This is a genomic window from Limnoglobus sp. (genome assembly GCF_059499385.1).
This window is the reverse complement of the sequence record NZ_JCABYM010000066.1, coordinates 1-19442: the sequence shown is the minus strand read 5'-3', so window position 1 is coordinate 19442 and position 19442 is coordinate 1. Positions and strand designations below refer to the sequence as shown.

Annotated in this window: 23 protein-coding genes and 1 pseudogene; 16 read left to right on the top strand and 8 right to left on the bottom strand. The window is 67.8% G+C overall.

What is annotated here, in order from left to right:
• Positions 1-12 precede the first annotated feature (12 nt).
• Positions 13-1067, top strand: a pseudogene (locus AC5JJ2_RS12175) (NAD(P)-dependent alcohol dehydrogenase).
• 70 nt (positions 1068-1137) lie between these two features.
• Positions 1138-2115, top strand: coding sequence for a hypothetical protein (locus AC5JJ2_RS12170; protein WP_495858258.1), 978 nt, complete (start codon positions 1138-1140; stop codon positions 2113-2115).
• Positions 2116-2267: 152 nt separating this feature from the next.
• Here AC5JJ2_RS12170 and AC5JJ2_RS12165 read toward each other — a convergent pair whose 3' ends face one another.
• Together AC5JJ2_RS12165 and AC5JJ2_RS12160 are read right to left on the bottom strand one after the other, a co-directional pair.
• On the bottom strand, positions 2268-2486 hold the full coding sequence (locus AC5JJ2_RS12165) for a hypothetical protein (RefSeq protein WP_495858257.1): 219 nt from the start codon (positions 2484-2486) through the stop codon (positions 2268-2270).
• Between the two features lie 58 nt (positions 2487-2544).
• A complete protein-coding gene (locus AC5JJ2_RS12160) occupies positions 2545-2997 on the bottom strand; it encodes a hypothetical protein (RefSeq protein ID WP_495858256.1) in 453 nt (150 codons plus the stop codon).
• A 173-nt stretch (positions 2998-3170) separates the two neighbouring features.
• Between AC5JJ2_RS12160 and ispF the strand changes: the two genes are divergently transcribed.
• The 14 genes from ispF to AC5JJ2_RS12090 all read left to right on the top strand — a co-directional run bounded on the left by ispF (position 3171) and on the right by AC5JJ2_RS12090 (position 15766).
• Positions 3171-3644 carry a 2-C-methyl-D-erythritol 2,4-cyclodiphosphate synthase gene (gene ispF, locus AC5JJ2_RS12155; RefSeq protein ID WP_495858255.1) on the top strand — a complete coding sequence of 158 codons (474 nt, stop codon included), beginning with the start codon at positions 3171-3173 and terminating at the stop codon, positions 3642-3644.
• A 1-nt stretch (position 3645) separates the two neighbouring features.
• Positions 3646-4173: an HD domain-containing protein gene (locus AC5JJ2_RS12150; RefSeq protein WP_495858254.1), complete on the top strand. Its 528-nt coding sequence runs from the start codon at positions 3646-3648 to the stop codon at positions 4171-4173.
• 20 nt (positions 4174-4193) lie between these two features.
• Complete coding sequence (cysS, locus tag AC5JJ2_RS12145; protein ID WP_495858253.1) at positions 4194-5741, top strand: cysteine--tRNA ligase; 1548 nt, start codon at positions 4194-4196, stop codon at positions 5739-5741.
• A gap of 60 nt (positions 5742-5801) precedes the next feature.
• Positions 5802-6422 (top strand): pYEATS domain-containing protein, encoded by a 621-nt coding sequence (locus AC5JJ2_RS12140; protein WP_495858252.1) that lies wholly within the window; start codon positions 5802-5804, stop codon positions 6420-6422.
• 38 nt (positions 6423-6460) lie between these two features.
• Complete coding sequence (locus AC5JJ2_RS12135; protein WP_495858251.1) at positions 6461-7078, top strand: hypothetical protein; 618 nt, start codon at positions 6461-6463, stop codon at positions 7076-7078.
• A 38-nt stretch (positions 7079-7116) separates the two neighbouring features.
• The gene (gene ruvC, locus AC5JJ2_RS12130) at positions 7117-7674 is read left to right on the top strand and encodes a crossover junction endodeoxyribonuclease RuvC (RefSeq protein WP_495858250.1); all 558 of its coding nucleotides are present in this window, start codon (positions 7117-7119) and stop codon (positions 7672-7674) included.
• Positions 7671-8306 carry a Holliday junction branch migration protein RuvA gene (ruvA, locus tag AC5JJ2_RS12125; RefSeq protein WP_495858249.1) on the top strand — a complete coding sequence of 212 codons (636 nt, stop codon included), beginning with the start codon at positions 7671-7673 and terminating at the stop codon, positions 8304-8306. Before ruvC ends, ruvA begins: the two co-directional genes overlap by 4 nt.
• Before the next feature lie 23 nt (positions 8307-8329).
• Positions 8330-8755: a TIGR03067 domain-containing protein gene (locus AC5JJ2_RS12120; protein ID WP_495858248.1), complete on the top strand. Its 426-nt coding sequence runs from the start codon at positions 8330-8332 to the stop codon at positions 8753-8755.
• A 9-nt stretch (positions 8756-8764) separates the two neighbouring features.
• The gene (locus AC5JJ2_RS12115) at positions 8765-8989 is read left to right on the top strand and encodes a hypothetical protein (RefSeq protein WP_495858247.1); all 225 of its coding nucleotides are present in this window, start codon (positions 8765-8767) and stop codon (positions 8987-8989) included.
• Positions 8986-9387, top strand: coding sequence for a type II toxin-antitoxin system death-on-curing family toxin (locus AC5JJ2_RS12110; RefSeq protein ID WP_495858246.1), 402 nt, complete (start codon positions 8986-8988; stop codon positions 9385-9387). The genes AC5JJ2_RS12115 and AC5JJ2_RS12110 overlap by 4 nt, the downstream gene beginning before the upstream one ends.
• The gene (ruvB, locus tag AC5JJ2_RS12105) at positions 9387-10427 is read left to right on the top strand and encodes a Holliday junction branch migration DNA helicase RuvB (protein WP_495858245.1); all 1041 of its coding nucleotides are present in this window, start codon (positions 9387-9389) and stop codon (positions 10425-10427) included. The genes AC5JJ2_RS12110 and ruvB overlap by 1 nt, the downstream gene beginning before the upstream one ends.
• Positions 10428-10685: 258 nt before the next feature.
• Positions 10686-11894: an efflux RND transporter periplasmic adaptor subunit gene (locus AC5JJ2_RS12100; protein WP_495858244.1), complete on the top strand. Its 1209-nt coding sequence runs from the start codon at positions 10686-10688 to the stop codon at positions 11892-11894.
• Between the two features lie 146 nt (positions 11895-12040).
• Complete coding sequence (locus AC5JJ2_RS12095; RefSeq protein ID WP_495858243.1) at positions 12041-15352, top strand: efflux RND transporter permease subunit; 3312 nt, start codon at positions 12041-12043, stop codon at positions 15350-15352.
• Between the two features lie 108 nt (positions 15353-15460).
• Complete coding sequence (locus AC5JJ2_RS12090) at positions 15461-15766, top strand: hypothetical protein (RefSeq protein ID WP_495858242.1); 306 nt, start codon at positions 15461-15463, stop codon at positions 15764-15766.
• A 117-nt stretch (positions 15767-15883) separates the two neighbouring features.
• On the opposite strand, the gene AC5JJ2_RS12085 is transcribed toward AC5JJ2_RS12090, so the two are convergent.
• From AC5JJ2_RS12085 to AC5JJ2_RS12060, 6 genes are all read right to left on the bottom strand, one after another.
• Entirely contained in the window at positions 15884-16207 is a 324-nt protein-coding gene (locus AC5JJ2_RS12085; protein ID WP_495858241.1) for a hypothetical protein, read from the bottom strand.
• Positions 16208-16210: 3 nt separating this feature from the next.
• Positions 16211-17659, bottom strand: a complete 1449-nt coding sequence (locus AC5JJ2_RS12080) for a S26 family signal peptidase (RefSeq protein WP_495858240.1) — start codon at positions 17657-17659, stop codon at positions 16211-16213.
• A 29-nt stretch (positions 17660-17688) separates the two neighbouring features.
• On the bottom strand, positions 17689-18096 hold the full coding sequence (locus AC5JJ2_RS12075) for a type II toxin-antitoxin system VapC family toxin (protein WP_495858239.1): 408 nt from the start codon (positions 18094-18096) through the stop codon (positions 17689-17691).
• Positions 18093-18380, bottom strand: coding sequence for a hypothetical protein (locus AC5JJ2_RS12070; RefSeq protein WP_495858238.1), 288 nt, complete (start codon positions 18378-18380; stop codon positions 18093-18095). The genes AC5JJ2_RS12075 and AC5JJ2_RS12070 overlap by 4 nt, the downstream gene beginning before the upstream one ends.
• Before the next feature lie 14 nt (positions 18381-18394).
• Positions 18395-18736 (bottom strand): hypothetical protein, encoded by a 342-nt coding sequence (locus AC5JJ2_RS12065; RefSeq protein WP_495858237.1) that lies wholly within the window; start codon positions 18734-18736, stop codon positions 18395-18397.
• A 72-nt stretch (positions 18737-18808) separates the two neighbouring features.
• On the bottom strand, positions 18809-19442 hold a 634-nt coding region (locus tag AC5JJ2_RS12060; RefSeq protein ID WP_495858236.1), incomplete at its 5' end, for an elongation factor 4 family protein.

The following is a 19442-nucleotide window of genomic DNA, read 5'->3' as shown; positions in this document are numbered from 1 at the left end:
CAGGAGATTCGCATGGCCACGAAAGCTTACGCCGCACAGTCCGCGAAGACCCCTCTCGCCCCGCACGCGATCACCCGCCGGGAGCCGCTGCCGACCGACGTGCAGATCGACATCCTGTACTGCGGCGTCTGCCACTCGGACCTGCACCAGGCCCGCGACGAGTGGCACGACGCCGCCCCGACCGTCTACCCCTGCGTCCCCGGCCACGAGATCGTCGGCCGGGTGTCGAAGGTCGGCAAGGACGTGACGAAGTTCAAGGCCGGCGACCTCGCGGCCGTCGGGTGCATGGTCGATTCGTGCCGCACCTGCCCGAGCTGCGAGAAGGGGTTGGAGCAGTACTGCGCCCACTTCCCGACGCTGACGTACAACGGTGCGGACAAGCACTCCGGCGGCGTCACCTACGGCGGGTACTCGGACCGCATCGTCGTGGACCAGGCGTTCGTCCTCCGCGTGTCCGACAAGCTGAACCTCGCCGCGACCGCGCCGCTGTTGTGCGCCGGCATCACGACGTACTCGCCGCTGCGGCACTGGAAGGCCGGGTCGGGGCGGAAGGTCGGCGTCGTCGGCCTCGGCGGGCTGGGGCACATGGGGGTGAAGTTCGCCACGCGTTCGGGGCGCACGTCGTGCTGTTCACCACGTCGCCGGGCAAGATCGAGGACGGCAAGCGGCTCGGGGCGCACGAAGTCGTCGTGTCCAAGAACGCGGACGAGATGAAGAAGCACGCCGGCAGCTTCGACTTCATCCTGGACTGCGTGTCGGCCGACCACGACCTGAACGCCTACCTGTCGCTCTTGAAGCTAGACGGCACGCTCTGCCTGGTCGGCGCGCCGGAGAAGCCGCTGCCGGTCGCGGCGTTCAACATGCTCATGCCACGCAAGCAGTTCGCCGGGTCGGCCATCGGCGGCATCGCCGAGACGCAGGAGATGCTCGACTTCTGCGCCGAGAAGGGCATCGCCAGCGACGTGGAGGTGATCCCGATCCAGAAGGTCAACGAGGCCTACGACCGGCTGCTGAAGGGGGACGTGAAGTACCGGTTCGTGATCGACATGGCGTCGCTCAAGTCCTGAGTGTCACGGTTGCCTTCGCGGCCCGCCGGGGCGAAGATGCTGACACACCTTCGCCCCGGGGACGCGACCCATGAACACCTACGACGACCGCCCGGCGTTCACCCCGGACGAGCTGCGGGCCGAGTTCGCCGCCCTCTTCCCGCGCGGGTGGGCCGGGCCGGACGTGCTCGCCGACCTCGCCCCGGACGGCTGGGCGAACGCGCCGCTCGCGGCCGCCTTCCACCCGACCGTCGATCAGCTCTACGAGGAGCAGGTGCGGGTCCACCGGAACATGGCGGCGTTCCCGCGGAAGCCGGACGCCCCGCCGCCGCCGCCGGAGCCGACGCGGGCGGAGGTCGCGGCCGAGTACGAGGCCGCCCCGGTGGAGCCGGAGCGCGAGTGCCAGGAACTGGTCGGCCGCTGCCTGTGGGACGTGTTCTCGGACAACCACGAGGTCGTCGCCGCCGACGGCCGGTGGCTGCACCTCGGCTCCGCCCGCGGCAGCGGCGGGTTCCTGGCGGAGGTCGTCAACGCCCAGGGCGGCCCGGCCCCGCCGCCGAAGCCGGACCTGAGCGCAATGATGGATTCCCTGTTCCCGCCGAGCGACAACCCGGCGGTCGCGGCGATCATGGCCGACATGCGCAAGGAGATGGTCGGCGACGGCGGGTACACGTACCTCGACTTCTACATGGGGACCGGCTCCGTCGCCGGCCGCGCGGACCTGCGGCCGGTCTACGAGCTAATCTTCCGCCGGCTCCGCAGCCGCGGGCACGACTGGGTGTACCACTTCCCCCGGCTGTACGCCGTGGACTTCCGGCCGCTGAAGAAGCAACTCGACGAGCAGGGGCGGGGCGAGCCGGAGTGGTCCGGGTACGACCCGGCCGCGGCGATGGAGGAGGAACAAGCGGAGCGGAAGCGGGACGAGGAGGTGGCGGCGCTCCGGGAATCACTGGACGAGGGCCACCGCGAGGCGGTCGCGGCGGCCCTGGACGCGGAGCCGCCGGCGGTCGTGCGGGCGTACGCGGCGGTGTACGGCGAGTTCCCGGACGGCTGGCCGCCGGAGGCGTGAGGCCGTCGCGGCCGAGAAGCCGTTTCAACCCCTGGGACCGCGGGCGTCCCGCCCGCCACGGCCCCAGCCAGCTAAGCCTGGTCCCCGAAGTCGGGAAGGTGGGCGGGCGGGACGCCCGCGGTCCCAGGATTGCCCCGTCTCGATCCGACTATTTACCGGTTGCTCGGCCGCCGCTTCACGTCGATGTCCACGTCCCGCTTGTCGCCCTTGTTGTCCACGTCGATGTCGATCCGCGGGGTGCGGACCTTCACGTCCGTCTTCTCCGGCTCGGTCCGGGCCGGGGGCGACGAGGCGGGCGGCACGACGGTCGTGTTCGATTCGCACCCGACGGCGCAGGCTAATACGGCGATCAACGGCAGCAAGCGGCTCATGGTGAGTCCTCCACGGTGAGTGTTTCCTTACCGTGGAGTGTCCGCAATCGCCGTGCCGTCAGTCCCGCCACCACATCGCGGCCCGCCGCTCGCGGTTGCGGCGGCTCAGGCCCGGCGTGTAGTTCCCCGGCGGGGCCAGCGACGCCGGCTTGCTCAGGCCGATCGCTTCCCGCCACTTCTGGTAGACCTGCTCGAACACCGACTTCGGCTGCGAGTCCGCCAGCCCCGGCGTCAGCGGGGCGGACAGCGGCGCGGCGAGGTTCTTCAAATCGACGACCTGACCTTGCGGCCGCTCCATCGAGATCGGCTTGCCGTCGAGGCCGAGCAGGCCGATCGGCTGGCCGGCGGTCGTGCCGGCCTGCGGGATCTTCGTCCCGACGGACGTGAGCACCGGCCGCCCGACCGGCACGCCGGTGCCGGGGAACGGGGACAGCGGCGACTGGGCGGCCGCGGTAACGGCCGACGCGACGACGGCGGCCGCCGCCGCGAAGCTGCGGGGGATGCGAGGCATGTGTAGACCCTCCCGGACTCTGAGGCGTGCCCTTATGCCGAGCCGCGGGCGGGATGTCAAGCGGCCGGAGGGGATGGAAGGCGGATTCCGGCGGGGAGGTCGGCGTTGTGCGAAAAGTCGGGAACCCGGTACAATTCCGACGATCCGTGCCCGTGCGTCGTTGGAAGCAAACTATGATCCGCGTGGGTTCGGGACACGACTCGCACCGGCTGGTCGAGGGGCGGCCGCTGATCCTCGGCGGCGTGCGGATCGACCACCCGAAGGGGCTGGCCGGCCACTCGGACGCGGACGCCGTGCTGCACGCCGTCACGGACGCCCTGCTCGGCGCGGCCGGCCTCGGCGACATCGGCGACGCCTACCCGGACACGGACCCGCGATGGAAGGACGCGGATTCCACGATCTTTCTCCGCGCGGCCCTGGACCGGCTGAACCTTCTGGGCTGGAAGCCGGTCAACTTCGACGTGACGATCTTCGCCCAGGAGCCGAAGCTCGGCCCGGTGAAGGCCGCAATCCGGGACAGCGTGGCGCGGCTCGTGGGCCTGCCGGCGGACGCGGTGAACGTGAAGGCAAAGACCGGCGAGAAGGTCGGGCACATCGGCCGCGGCGAGGCGATCGGCGTCCACGCGGTCGTGCTGATCGAGAAGTGACATGGACACGGCCGCGATCATCCGCGAGATTCTGACCGGCTACGCCCTGCACCCCCGCGGGTTCCACGGCGTCGTCCACTGGGCGCGGGTCATGGAAAACGGCCAGAAGCTGGCCGAGACGACCGGCGCGGACCCGACGGTCGTGACGCTGTTCGCGCTGTTCCACGACGCGCGGCGGGTCAACGACGGCAGCGACTGGGGCCACGGCCTCCGCGGGGCGAAGCTCGCGAGGCAACTCCGCGGCAAGGTGTTCGAGTTGCCCGACGCCGAGTTCGAGTTGCTGTACCGGGCCTGCGAGCGGCACACGGAAGGCCGGACCGACCCGGACGTAACGGTCCGCACCTGCTGGGACTCCGACCGGCTCGACCTCGGCCGCGTCGGCATCACGCCGGACCCGAAGTACCTGTGCACGGCCGCGGCCCAATCCCGCGAGATGATCGCGTGGGCCGACCGCCGCTCGCGAACCGATTACGAACCGCCGTTCGTCATCGAACAGTGGGGCATCCCGCTGGACGTGGAAAAAGAGTGAATCACCACCGAGAGATCAGGATGAGCCTCCAAGTTTACTCCACCCTGTCCCGCAAGAAGGAACCGTTCCACAAGAGGCCCGGCGACCGGGTGACGATGTACGTCTGCGGGCCGACCGTCTACAAGCCCAGCCACATCGGGCACATGGTCGGACCGGTCATCTTCGACACGGTCAAGCGCTACCTCACGTACCTCGGCTACCAGGTCACGTGGGTCGTCAACATCACCGACGTGGACGACAAGCTGATCGTTCGCGCCGGCGAGTTGAAGACGACCGTGCCGGAACTCGCGGCGAAGATGACGGCCGACTACTTCGACTGCCTGAAGAAGCTGAACGTCACCGGCATCGACCAGTTCCCGAAGGCGACGGAACACATCGACGGCATGATCGCCATGATGGGCCGGCTCATCGACAAGGGGTACGCCTACCCGGCCGAGGGGGACGTGTACTTCGACGTGGCGAAGGACGCCGACTACGGCAAGCTCTGCGGGTTCGACCCCGAGCAGCTCGAGGGGGCCGGCCGCGAGGCCGGCGGCAAGAAGCGAAACCCCGGCGACTTCGCGCTCTGGAAGGGGGCGAAGCCCGGCGAGCCGAAGGAGGTGACGTGGGACTCGCCGTGGGGGCCGGGCCGGCCGGGGTGGCACATCGAGTGCAGCGTGATGAGCCAGAAGCTGCTCGGCGACACGCTCGACATCCACGGCGGCGGACTCGACCTGCGGTTCCCCCACCACGAGAACGAACTCGCCCAGAGCGAGAGCGACACGAGCAAGCCGTTCGCCACGGTGTGGATGCACAACGGGCTGTTGAAGGTCGGCAAAACCAAAAGTTCCGGTTCGTTAGGAAATGTGTTGAACGTGGTCGAGGCGTTCAATCGGGGTGTCACCGGCGAAGTGTTGCGGTATTTCATCCTCAATACGCACTACCGGTCCCCGATTGATCTCGGGGATTGGAACCCGCAAGACCCGGCTGCCCCACCGGTCCCGCCAGGCCTGGAAAATGCGAAGAAAGGATTCGACACGTTCGTCCGGTTCGCCGAGCGGTTCCAGCGGATCACCGGCAAGGCGTTCCATGCCGCCCACCCGCTCGACCTGCGGCAAACGCTGCCGACCGACCTGACCGACTACCTGACCCGCTTCCGCGAGCACATGGACGACGACTTCAACACCGGCGGCGCGGTCGGCGTGCTGTTCGAGCTGGCCACGGCGCTGAACCGCATGGCCGACGCCGGACGGTTGGAGGACCCCGCCCCGAAGCGGGACGAGAAGGCGCTGCCGGTGTTCGTCGAAGGCGCGGCGCTGCTGAAGGAGATGGGCGGCATCCTCGGCCTGTTCGAGCAGACACCGGAGGCGGCGACGCTCGGGGGGGACGACAACCTCGTGGCCGGGCTGATGGGCCTGCTCATCGAGTTGCGGAACAACCTGCGGGCGACCGCGAAGGGGATCGCCGACAAGGCCGACCCGACGAAGAAGGCGCTGTTCGATCAGACGGACCTGATCCGTAAGCGGCTGGCGGAGCTGAACGTCACGCTCGAAGACCGCCCCGGCGGCACGACGTGGCGGGTGGGGTGAAAACCGTTCGCACCTGTAACGGCGGCCCGGTATAATCCGGTGACGATTGGAGGGTTAACCGTGCCGAGCGAATTCGTACTCACACCCGACGAGGCCGCGGTCATTCGGGCCGCGCCGGACTACGAGTCGCCGTACTACGAGCTGGCGACGGTCACCCGGCTCACGCCCAGCCGCGTGCGGGACATCGTCAAGAATCTCGCCAAGAAGAACCTGGCCGAGAGTTCGAGTAGCACGGCCGTGTTGACCCCCGACGGCCAGACGGTCCGTCGCATCCTGGCGGGCACGGCCCGCGGGTCGACGTTCGGCCGGGTTCACATCGTCGATCAGTACGACCCGCACAAGGGCAGGTGGGGCGGGCAGCCGACGGACAACGGCCGCGAGCTGCGGGCCACGGTCCGGCCGGCCGAGGACGACCTCGACCGCATCTGGTTCGATGTCGATCTCGAAGTCCGCTCCACCGACCCCGTCAACCGGCCGCTCGTCGGGGTCGTCACGTTCTTCCTCCACCCGAGCTTCAGCCCGGACGTGCGGACCGCCACCCCCGTGGACAACGCGGCCGTCCTGACGCTGCGGTCGCTGGGGGCGTTCACCGTCGGGGCCGTGGCCGACGACGGCGCGACCCGGCTCGAACTCGACCTGGCCGAACTGCCGTCCGCCCCGGAGGCGTTCCGCGCCCTCTGACGCCCCGCCCGCCTTCCTGTCCCCACACGGGAACGCCCATGTCCGAATCCTTCGGGGGTTGCTGCCTGGCCGGCGTGCTGGCGTCCCTCGTCACGCTGCTGGAACTCGACCGCATCTTCTACGTGCCGTCGAAGGTGGCCGAGAAGTTCAAGCTGTACGCCCTGATCGTCGGGTTCGTCCTCCTGAACGGCGTGCTCGCCGCCGGGTTGTTCGCCTTGATCGGCGACGCCGAGTCGTTCAAGAAACAGATCGATTCCTGGGCCGTTCGGGCGACGCTGGTGGGGCTGAGCTACCTCGCCCTCGTCCGCCTGAAGATCGCGACCGTGCAGATTCAGGACACGCAGTACGCAGTCGGGATCGAGGCCCTGTACGAGGGGCTGAAGAACTCCTTCTACAAGCGGATCAACCGCATCGTCCGGCTGGCCCGGCACGTCGAGACGACCGAGCTGGCGGCGAGCAAGACGCTGAAGGAACTCGCGCAAACGGCCCGCAACTACATCCGCACGAACGACCTTCTGCCGGCCGACAAGCGGACTTCGCTGCTGGCGTGGGTCGCCCGCGTCGAGAACGACGCGGCGGGCTTGGAGGAGGACCGCAAGCTCGCGCTCGCCAACTTCATCCTCTCGGACCGGGCGGACGGCGTGGACAACACGTGACGTTGCGGCCGCCGCCGCCGATCCGGTAGTATCCGGCCATGCGCATCCTCGGCATCGACCCCGGCCTGCAAGTCACCGGGTACGCCGTCCTCGACGCCACCCCCGCCGGGCCGCAGCTCGGCGAGGCCGGCGTCATTCGCACCACCGAGAGCCGCGACACTGCTGACATGGCGAAGCGGCTCGCGACCATTTACGATTCCATCTCCGAAGTGTTCGACCAGTGGCAGCCGGGCATCGTCGTGGTGGAGCAACTGTACGCCCACTACGAACACCCGCGGACGGCGATCCTGATGGGCCACGCCCGCGGCGTGTTCTTCCTGGTCGGCGGCAAGCGGGGCGTCCCGGTCGTGAGCTACGCGGCCACGAAGATCAAAAAGACGGTCACCGGCAGCGGTCGGGCGGGCAAGGAGCAGATGCAGTACGCGATCATGCGGGAGTTCGGCCTGGCGAAGCCGCCGGAGCCGCACGACGTGGCGGACGCCGTGGCCGTGGCCCTGTGCCACTACTTCCTCGGCAACAACCCCCGCCGCGGCCTGACCTCGGCCCTGCACACCGGCGTGAACCTCAAGGTGCTCTTACAAGACGAAGACGAATGATCACGAAACTGACAGGAAGTTTGGTCCGCGTGCTCGACGACGAAGTCCGAGTCGCCGTCGGGCCGTTCGAGTACCAGTTACTCGTGCCGGAGAGCGTCCGCCGACAGTTGCAGATGAAGGTCGGCCAGGAGTTGACGTTCCACGTCAGCGAGTACCTGGAGGGCAACCAGGCCGGCAGCCGGTTCGTGCCGCGGAAGATCGGGTTCATGAGCGAGATGGAGCTGGAGTTCTTCGACCTGTTCTGCACGGTGGACAAGATCGGCGTGAAGAAGGCGCTGAAGGCGCTGTCGCGGTCGCCGAAGGAGATCGCGAACGCGATCAGCCGCGAGGACGCGAAGTGGCTGACCACGCTCCCCGGCATCGGCGCGACGACGGCCGAGCAGATCGTCAGCACGCTGAAGCGGAAGGTGACGAAGTTCGCCCTCGCCAGCGAGTCCGGCGACTCCGGCCCCGCGGGCGAGGCCCCGCCGGTTCCGGACGGCGTGGCCCAGGTGATCGAGGACGTGTATCAGGCGTTGATGAGCATCGGCCACAGCCCGATCGAGGCGCGGGCGAAGCTCGACGGCCTGCTGAAGTCCGGCAAGAAGTTCGCCACGGCCGAGGAAGGCTTGGCGCTGATTTACAGTCGATAGTTCCTTTTACACGGAGGTTTCCGATGGCTCGTATGCTCGCGGTCCTGTTGTTGGTCGCCGTCGTCCCGGCCGCCCGCGCCGACGACAAGGCCGACTTGAAGGCCCTGGCCGGCAAGTGGGAGGTCGCGAAGGTCGAGATCGAGGGGAAGGACACGACCGGCTCGTTCAAGGACGTGGTCCTGATGATCGAGGGCGATCAATACTCGGTCACGTTCGGCACGATGACGGACAAGGGGACGATCAAGCTCGATTCGGCGAAGAAGCCGAAGCAGATGGACATCACCGGGGCGGAAGGCCCGAACCGCGGCAAGACGTTCCTGTCCCTCTACGAACTGAAGGACGACACGCTGACGGTGTGCTACGGCCTCGACTTCAAGACCCGCCCGACGGACCTGAAGACGGCCGAGAAGTCGAACACGATGCTGATAAGCTACAAGCGGAAGAAGTGAGGGTTGACCATGACCGTGACGATTGATCTGTCGAACAGTCGGCTTGACCTCCTGCGCTCGCAAGCCGCGCGGCAGGGAGTGAGTGTCGAAGAACACGTCCAGGCGATCATCGCCCTTTACGTGGACACCACCTCAGACCGACCGGCGGGAATCGCGGGCGATCCTGAATTCCGGGCGGCGATGCGCGCGTCGTTCCAAGAAAACACGGAACTTTACCGACGGTTGGCGAAATGATTCGCTACCTCTCCGTCGATCAAGTTCTCGAACTCCAAGCCGAGACGATTCGCGAGCACGGCGGGTTGGCCGGGGTTCGAGACTTGGGCCTCGTCGAATCGGCCGTCGCTCAACCGTCGATGACGTTCGGCGGCGTTGAGCTTTACCCTACGCTGATCGACAAGGCGGCCGCCCTCGGCTTCTCGCTCATCGCGAATCACGCGTTCATCGACGGGAATAAGCGGGTCGGCCTCGCGGCGATGGACGTATTCCTTCGCGTCAACGGGCAAGCCGTCCGCGCCCCGTTGGAGGAATTCGAGGAGACGATCCTGTCCGTTGCGTCGGGGACGATGGACCGTTCCGCCTTTACAGCATGGCTGCTCGAGCACACCCGGCAGTTGGAAGACAAGGCTGACTAATGGCGCGTGAGAAAGTCGTTACCACCCCGGCCCTCGCGGAGGGCGATCGGCAGCGGGACGCCGCCCTGCGGCCGAAGCTGCTCCGCGAGGTCATCGGCCAGAAGAAGGTCGCCGACCGGCTGCAGATCGCGGTTAACGCCGCGAAGAAGCTCAAGGAGCCGCTCGGCCACATCCTGTTCGACGGGCCGCCCGGCCTCGGCAAGACCACGTTCGCGACCGTCCTGCCGAACGAACTCGGCTCGAACATCCAGATGACCAGCGGCCCGGCCCTCGCGAAGCCGGCCGACATGCTGCCGTTCCTCACGAACCTGGAGTACGGCAGCATCCTGTTCATCGACGAAATCCACCGCATGCCCCGCGTCGTCGAGGAGTTCATCTACCCGGCGATGGAAGACTTCCGCATCGACATCGTCCTCGGCGACGGCGTCAACGCCCGGACGATCAACATGAAGCTGAAGCCGTTCACGCTGATCGGCGCGACGACCCGCAGCGGGATGCTGTCCGGGCCGATGCGGGACCGGTTCAAGATGCAGGAGCACCTCGACTACTACTCGGTCGAGGAACTGGCGCAGATCGTCGGCGTGAACGCGAAGAAGCTGGCGCTGCCGATGGCCCCGGACGCGGCGGTCGAGTTGGCCCGCCGCAGCCGGGGGACGCCGCGGGTGGCGAACAGCCGCCTCTACTGGGTGCGGAGCTACCACGCCGGCCACCCGGACGTGGCCGAGGGGCCGGTGACGCTCGACGTGGCCCGGAAGGCGCTCGACATGCAGGAAGTGGACCGGGACGGCCTGGACAAGCAGGACCGCCGTTACCTGGAGACGCTGGTGGACGTGTTCGGCGGCGGCCCGACCGGGGTGGAGGCGATCGCGGCGACGATGAACATCGCGACCGACACGCTGACGGACGAGGTCGAGCCGTACCTGCTGCGGGAGCAGTTCATCATCCGCTCCCCCCGCGGCCGGATCGCGACGCCGCGGGCGTTCGAGCTGTTGGGGAAGGTCCCGCCGAAGCCGCCGGGGTCGCCGTCGCTGTTCGATTAACTCCGACTTCCGAAGTCCGGCATCGACTTCGGAAGTCGATCCGCGCAGACGCTTTTTGCGGGGTTCCGCACACGCCCCTCCTCCGCATCGACTTCCGAAGTCGAAACCGGACTTCGGAAGTCTGGTTCTTCACACCCCTTCACCATTTTTCGTTAGACTCCCCCGCTCGTCTTGTAATCATCTACAACTAACACCGCCCGCGGGGGTTCTCCCCTCCCGCCGTTCACGTCCCGCCGAAGTCTCGGTCAGGAGAACGCCGTGCCCGCACGCCTCGCGCCCGTGGTCCTGCTCGCGCTCGCCGCCGGGTGCGCCAAGCCGCCGCCGGTCGCCCCGCCGGAGCCGCCGGTCGTCACCGTCGAGCACCCCCGCAAGCAGACGTTCGACAGCACCAAGGAGTTCACCGGCTACCTCCGGGCCGTCGAGACGCAGGAGGTCCGCGCCCAGGTCACCGGCTACCTGAAGGTGGTCAAGTTCGAGGAGGGCGGCCTCGTCAAGGAAGGCGACGTGCTGTACGAGATCGACCCGGAGCTGTACGACGCGACGCTCCAGAACGCGAAGGCGAACCTGACCAAGTCCGAGTTCGACGTGACGACCGCGAAGGCGAACCTCGAACAGGCGAAGGGGGACTTCGACCGGGCGGAGAAGTCGAAGGCGGCGCTCAGCACCGAGGAGTTCGACAAGCGGAAGAACGCGTTCACGAGCGCGTCCGCGGCCGTGGACTCGGCGAAGGCGGCCGTCGAGGTCGCGCGGGCGAACATCCGCCGGGCCGAGTTCGACCGGAAGAACTGCACCATCCGGTCCGAGGTGAAGGGGACGGCCCGCGTCAGCCGGACGCTCTGGACGAAGGGGAACTTCGTGTCGGCCGGCACGACCGTCCTGTGCCGGGTCACGTCGCTCGACCCGATCTACGCGTACTTCGACATCGACGAGAACACGTCGCTGGAGTACCGCCGGAAGATTTACGACACGAAGGAGTTGCCGAACCCGCGGGAGGTGAAGAAGCTCCGCTGCTGGGTCGGGCTGCGGGACGAGCCGCTCTCCGCCGCCGGCCGGTGGCCGCACGAGGGCGTGATCGACTACATCGCCCCCGAAATCGTCCGCGGGACCGGGGCGCGGGAAATCCGCGGCGTGCTGGCCAACCCGGACGGCCGCCTGTCGCCGGGCGACTCGGTTCGGGTGCAGGTGGAGGCCGGGCCGCCGCGGGAGGCGGTTACCGTCCCGGAGATCGCGGTCGGCAGCCAGCAGCAGCAGAAGTTCGTGTACGTGATCGTGAAGGACAAGGACGGCAAGCAGGTCGCCGAGTTCCGCCCCGTCGTCCTCGGCGACCTGCGCGAGGTCGGCGGCGTGCGGCATCAGGTCATCGAGAAGGGCGTCACGCCGGACGACTGGGTCGTGGTCAACGGCCTGTTGCGGGTCCGCCCCGGCGCGGAGGTGACGCCGAAGGAGCAGACGCCGCTCGGCAAATAGTAGTAGGCACACTCCGTGTGCCGTCCGCGGGGGCGAGTCTTCGAGACCCCGCGAGAGCCTCGCGACTGCAAACGCACTCGCGGAATCTCGAAGACTCGATTCCGCGACGGCACACGGAGTGTGCCTACTACTCTGAGCATCCCCCCATGAACATCGCGCACTTCTTCATCCACCGGCCGGTCGCGGCGATGGTGCTCTCCATCCTCACCGTCCTCGTCGGCGTCCTCGCGCTCACGGCCCTGCCGATCTCCCAGTACCCGGAGGTCGTGCCGCCGCAGGTCGTCATCACGGCCGTCTACCCCGGCCAGAACGCGCAGAAGGTCGCCGACGAGGTCGCGTCGCCCATCGAGGAGCAGATCAACGGCGTCGAGAACATGCTGTACATGGAGTCGCAATGCACCAACGACGGGGCGATGCGGCTGACCGTCACGTTCAAGACCGGCACGAACCCGGACCAGGCCCAGGTGCTCGTCCAGAACCGCGTCGCCATCGCCACCCCGAAGCTGCCGGACGTGGTCAAGAACATCGGCGTCGTCACCAAGAAGCAGTCGTCCGCCATCCTCCTCGTCGTGTCGATGTTCGCCAAGCCGGACGCGGACGGGAAGACGAAGTTCTCGCAACTTGATGTGAGCAACTACGCCCGGCTGAACGTGAAGGACGACCTCGCCCGGATCGACGGCGTCGGCGACGTGTTCATGTTCGGCGAGCGCGAATACTCGATGCGGGTCTGGCTCGACCCGCAGAAGCTCGTCGATTACCAACTGAACCCGGCCGACGTGGTGGCCGCGGTCCGCGCCCAGAACGTCGCCGTCGCGTCCGGGACGATCGGCGCGCCGCCGGCCCCGACGGGGCAGAACTTCCAACTGACGGTGACGACGCAGGGCCGCCTGCTGGACCCGGCCGCGTTCGAGAACATCGTCGTCAAGTCGAACGGCAGCGAGCAACTCGTCCGCGTCCGGGACGTGGTCCGCGACCCGAAGACCGTCAACGGCCGGGAGGTCCGCGGCGTCGAGTTGGGGGCACGCAGCTACGACTCGAACGCCACGCTCGACGGCCGGGAGTCGATCGGCATGCCGATCTTCCAACTGCCTGGCGGCAACGCGTTCGACACGGCCCAGGCGATCCGGGCCAAGATGAAGGAACTCCGTGAGTCGAAGAACTGGCCGGACGGCATGGAGTACGCCATCATCTTCGACCCGACCACGTTCGTCCAGGCGTCCGTCGAGGAGGTGGTGAAGACGCTGTTCGAGGCCGTCGTGCTGGTCGCCGTCGTCGTCCTCGTGTTCCTGCAGAACTGGCGGGCGGCGGTCATCCCGATGCTCGCCATCCCGGTCGCGCTCGTCGGCACACTTGCGGCCATGTACGCCCTCGGGTACTCGATCAACAACCTCACGCTGTTCGGCCTGGTACTCGCGATCGGCATCGTCGTGGACGACGCCATCGTCGTCGTCGAGGCCGTCGAGGTACACATCGCGAAGGGGCTGACGCCGACGGCCGCGACCGAGCTGGCGATGAAGGAAGTGTCCGGCGCGATCGTCGGCGTGTCGCTCGTGCTGGTGGCCGTGTTCCTGCCGTCGGCCGTCATCCCCGGCATCACCGGGCTGTTCTTCAAGCAGTTCGCCGTCGTCGTCGCCGTCAGCACGCTCCTGTCCGCGTTCAACTCGCTGACGCTCAGCCCGGCCCTCTGCCCGCTCTTGCTGAAGCCGCACCACGGCGGGGGGAAGAAGGACCCGCTCGAATGGGTCATACATATCCTGCTCGGGTGGTGGTTCTTCCGCGCGTTCAACTGGTTCTTCGACCGTGCGACGAACGCCTACGGGTGGTTCGTCGCACGGCTCATCCGCGTGTCGCTGATCGTGGTCGTGCTGTACGCCGGGCTGCTCGCGACGACCGGGTGGATGTTCTCGAAGCTGCCCGGCGGGTTCATCCCGCAGCAGGACCAGGGCTACCTCGTCATCAACGTGAGCCTGCCGGACGGCGCGAGCGTCGAGCGGACGGCGGCCGTCATGAAGGAGATCGACGCCATCTGCCTCGGCCCGCTGCTGCCCAACGGCGAGCGGGACAAGTCGCAGGGGATCGCCGGGATCGACCACGTCACCGGCCTCGCCGGGTACTCGATCTTCGCGACGGCGAACATCTCGAACGCGGGCGGGGCGTACATCACGCTTTCGCCGTTCGAGGAGCGGAAGGGCCGGCACGCGGACGACATCCTCAAGGACCTGAACGCGCGGCTCGCCGGGATTCAGGAGGGCCGCGCCCAGGCGTTCGGCGCGCCGCCGATCCTCGGCCTCGGCAACGCCGGCGGGTTCAAGCTGCAAGTGAAGGACATGAACAACCTCGGCCCCGGCGTGCTGGAAGGCATGACGTGGAACCTCGCGTTCGCGGCCATGCGGGAGCCGGGCATCCCGGCGGCGTTCAGCAACTACTCGTCCGGCGGGCCGCAACTGAAGGTGACGATCGACAGCGACCGCTGCTTCAAGATGGGCATCGCGGACAAGGACGTGAAGGACGCGCTGCAGGTCTACCTCGGCTCCTTCTACGTGAACGACGTGACGCTGGAGAACCGGAACTTCCAGGTGAACGTGATGGCCGACGCCGCGTACCGCGCCCGCGAGGAGGACATCGGCCGGCTGAAGGTCCGCGGGCCGAACGGCGAGATGGTGTCCGTCGCCGGCCTCGTGACGGTCGAGCGGTCGAACGGGCCGATCAAGGTGAACCGGTACAACATGAAGCCGGCCGCGGACGTGAACGGGTTCACCGTCCCGTTCCTCATCAGCTCCGGCGACGCGATCGCGAAGATGGACCAGCTGGCGAAGCGGGAGCTGCCGGCCGGGATGGACTACGAGTGGACGGACATGGCGTACCAGCAGGTGCGGGCGGCGAACACGCCGGTCCGCGTCCCCGGCGTGTTCGAGTTCCGCGGCGACACGACGATCCTCGTGTTCGGCCTGAGCACGGTCCTCGCGTTCCTGATCCTGGCGTTCCTGTACGAGAGCTTCCTGCTGCCGCTGGCCGTGGTGCTGATCGTGCCGATGTGCCTGCTCTCCGCGGCCGTCGGACTGATGGTGACGATGCTCGACCTGAACATCTTCACGCAGATCGGCCTGGTGGTGCTGGTGGGGCTGGCGTGCAAGAACGCGATCCTGATCGTGGAGTTCGCGAAGCAGAAGCACGAGGAGGGGATGCCCCGCTGGGAGGCGGCGACGGAGGCGGCCCGCCAGCGGTTGCGGCCGATCCTGATGACGAGCTTCGCGTTCATCCTGGGCGTGCTGCCGCTGGTGATCGCGACCGGGGCCGGGGCCGAGATGCGGCGGGCGCTGGGGACGGCCGTGTTCTCCGGGATGATCGGGGTGACGGTGTTCGGCGTCTTCTTCACGCCGGTGTTCTACGTGCTGTTCCAGCGCCTGCGGGACCGCGGCCCGGCGAAGCCGCCGGCGGCGAAGGACGCGGGGCACTGACCTACGGGAAACGATATGCCGTGGCTCGACGATCATCTCCGGTGCATGCGCTGCGGGACGCGCTTCCCGGAGGGAACCGGGCCGTCGTGTCCGGAGTGCGGGCTGGTCGTGACCGAAGAAAGTACGCTGTCCGAGATGCGGGAGTGGAGCGTGACGCGGCGGCGCGGCCGGTGGCGGTTCGTGTGGGTGGAGTGTGTCCTCACGTTCGGCGTGCCGTTGGCCGTGATGAGTGCGGTAACCACGGCCCTCGTGCGGAAATCCACGTATCCGCTGGACTACGTCTTCGCGGTCACGACATGGCCGCTGATGGCGCTTTTGACCGGCCTCGCCCGGTGGCGGGGGTCGGAGCGGGAGTACGCCGCGTGGCTCGCCAACCGCGGCCGACGTGCGATAGGGCAGCGGGCAGGCGGGTAGTTGGTCTCGTAGGGTGAGCATCGCCCACCGGCTTCCGCGACGGTTTCCGAGGTCGGTGGGCGATACCCACCCTACGATGCATATCGGGCCTCGAAGACTCGCCCCGGCCTCCGAGATTCAAACCACTCGCGTGACGGGACCGACATCCTGTTCGTTGGCGTTCGCCGGTGTCGTCACGACCGTTCCGCTCACGGGCGGATCGACGTAGCACGAGTCAGGATGGCAATTGCCCGTCAGTGCGTCGAGCGTGCCGAGAAGCGCTTCGTCCGCGTCCGGCGTGAACCCCGGCGTCTTGCGGACCGACGGCACGAGCGGAAGTAGCTCGTCGTAGATCGCCTGGGTCCGTCGGCCGTTCGCGAGTTCGGCGCGGATCAGCACGTCGATCCCGTCATACGGGTCTGGTGTCAGCAGAGCTGCTCGCAATTCTTCCAATGAAATCATGTTTCACCTCACCCACCGCAATCTGTCCCAGTCCACCGTCTGGAACGCCTTCGCGCCGCCGTTGACGCTCACCCGGCCGGCCTTCAACGGCTGGTGGATCAGGAACGGCTTGCCGATGAAGTCCCGCTCCGGCACGCCGGGGATCCGCCACTCCCGGCTGTCGTGCGAGTTCGTGCTGTTGTCGCCGACCACGAAGTACTCGTCGGCCGCCAGTTGGTACGGGGCCTTCGTGCCGTTCGGCCCGTCGTCGCGGTAGTGAACGTCCCGCCACAGCTTCACGTTCCGGACCGCCACCGCCACGCCCTTCACGCCGAGCTGCAACGGCCGGCTCACGCCGCCGCGCTTCGGGTACACGTCCGGCGGCGCGGGCAGGTCGAGCGGCGGCAGCGGCTCCACCCCGTCGAGGGCCAGCAGCCCGCGGCGGTCCGCGAACGCGAACTCCAGCTTGTACGTCTTGCCGACTTCGAGCTGGAACCCGGCCTGCGCCGGCGGGTCGTCGGCGTTCGCCGCGAGGCGGACGCCCTCGGCCTTGCCGGTCGCGACCGGGAACTCGGCCCGCACGGAGTCGAGGCCGTCGGCCAGCCGCAGGGCGAAACTGCCGCGGCCGGAGAGCACTTCCAGGTCGCAGGTGAAGGCGAAGTCGTGGACGAACACGCTGCGGCCGCGCCGCGGCGGGCCGTTGTACGCCAGCCAGTCGGTCACCGGCGTCTCGACCTTGTCGTCGAGGTCCCAGTGCTGGTACGTGACGCCGACGCCGGGGCCGGTCGTCGCGTCCAGGTGTAGGCCGTCCGCCTTGAGGATCGTTTCATCGACCGGCTTCGCCGCGGCCTTCGGGCCGTCGCCGACCGGTTCGACGAGCCACCGCTGCTGCCAGGTGATCGGCGGGGCGAACGCGAGGTCGAAGAACGGGACGCGCGTCTCGCGGACCTGCGGGAGCGTCTTGCGTTGCAGGACGCCGTTGGCGAACACGTCGCCGCCGACGAGCTGCACCGCCTCGCCCGGCAGGCCGATCATCCGCTTCACGTAGGGCTTGCTCAGATCGACCGGGCAGCGGAACACGGCCACTTCCCACCGCCGCGGCGAGCGGACGTTGAACACGTTCTTGTCCACGAGCAGCCGGTCGCCGGGGATTTCCCAGGTTTGCGAGAGGTCGATGCCCCGCTTGCCGCAGTTCGGGCAGGCGGCGTCCGGGTGGCGGTCGCCGTTACTCGGCTCGCCGACGACGACGGGGTGGCCGCACCGCGGGCAGGCGGCCTCGCGGTGGTTGCCGTGGAGGGCCGGGGCCATGCTGCCGGTCGGCACGCCGAACGGCTCGACGGCCATGGTGCGGACGAACAGGAAGCCGCAGAGGAAGATGATGCCGGCGGTGACGGCCCGCCGCACGGCCGTGCCGGGCGAGTCGGCCCGCGGCGGCGGGGGCGGCGGGGGTTCGACGGCGGGGGGTTGGTCCACGAGGATCGGTCCTTGCCCGACGGGGCCGGTCACGAGGTCCAGTTTTCGACGCGAAGGCCGGGCACGCGGCTGAGATCGGAGTCGGTAGTCACGACCGTGCAATTCGGAAGCACTTTTGCAATGGCGGCGACTGTCAGGTCGATCGGCGCGACCTCTCCCCCGACCCGTCGGAGCTCCGCAAACAATCGGCCGTACTCACGGGCGGCCGGCAGGTCGAAAGGCCAGATGCGATAGAGGTGCAAGTTGCGGTTCACGATCGGCAGGTTCTTTTCACGGGTCGTGCTGGCCTCCGTACCCGCGAGCAGTTCGGCGACGACGGAAATCGCCGTGCCCAGGTGGTCCCCTCGGGCGCGGGCTTCCGCGGCCCGAGCATCGACGCCCTTTCGTCGGAATATGCAGTCCGACAAGGAATTACTATCGAGAAGGTAGCGTCTCATTCGAGGCTCTTTCGGATCGCTTCGATGCGCGCGGCGGCTCCGGCCGCGGCAACGTCCCGGTGGGCCTTCCGCGCGGCGTCCCACGCGGCCTCTTCCTCGGCCGTCATTTCCATCGGCGGGATGGAATGGAACTCCGCGAGCCACCGCGCGATCTCCTCGGGCGAGTCCGGTTGTTCGTCGTCATGCTCGACAGACAATACCTCAACTTCCGTCCCGTCCGGCCAATCAATCGGCTCACGCGGGACGAACACACCCCCTTGAACGACGGCTGAAATTCGTGTCATATCCAATCCTCCTGTCAGTGAGCGACGCCGTTCGACAGGACGGGTGACGCGGGGGAGAGGTGATCGAAGAATCGAAGCGCGATCAACTCCGGGATCGTTCGTTCGATGGTTTCTCGCGTGACTTCGGGAACGACGACCAACCCCGCCTCGGCAACCATCGGCACCCCATAGCTGCCGCTGGCCTCGACATCCTGAGCGAGCCGCAGGGGGTCGTAGAAGGTGACGGGATACCTTCGACCGTCAGCCAGCTCCACCGCGCCGCCCGTGAGATAGCCCTTGGAACTCATTTCCCACTCCGCCCGCTCGTCGAAGTCGGGCGGGAAGTGGAAGGTCGCGTTGGTCAGCGTCAGCACCATAGCTTCCTCCACCGGCATTTTACACCCGCGTCACGGAGAACGGCCGCGGTAGAGCGTGGGCGCTTGCAAACGTCAATCGTCCTCCAGCACGGCCAGGAACGCCTCCTGCGGCACTTCCACCTGGCCGATCGCCTTCATCCGCTTCTTCCCCTCCGCCTGCTTGTTCCACAGCTTCCGCTTCCGCGAAATGTCCCCGCCGTAGCACTTCGCCGTCACGTTCTTCTTCATCGCCGCGATGTTCTCCCGCGCGATGATCCGCGACCCGATGGCCGCCTGCAGCGACACCTCGAACAGGTGGCGGTCGATCTCCTTGCGGAGCCGCTCCAGCACCTTCCGCCCGCGGCGGTCGGCGTTCGCCCGGTGGACGATGATCGACAGCGCGTCCACCCGGTTGCCGTGGACGAGGATGTCCATCCGCACCAGGTCCGCGGCGCGATACCCCACCACCTCGTAGTCCATCGTGCCGTACCCGTGGGTGACGGACTTCAGCTTGTCGTACAGGTCGTAGATGACCTCCGCGAGCGGCATCTCGAACACCAGGATCACCCGCTGCGGGCTGAGGTACTCCGTCCGCACGAACGCACCCCGCCGCTCGGTACACATCGACATCAGGTCGCCGATGTTCCCGGCCGGGATCAGGAAGCTGATCTTCACGATCGGCTCGCGGAACTCCTCGATCCCGCCGCCGTCCGGCACGTCCTGCGGG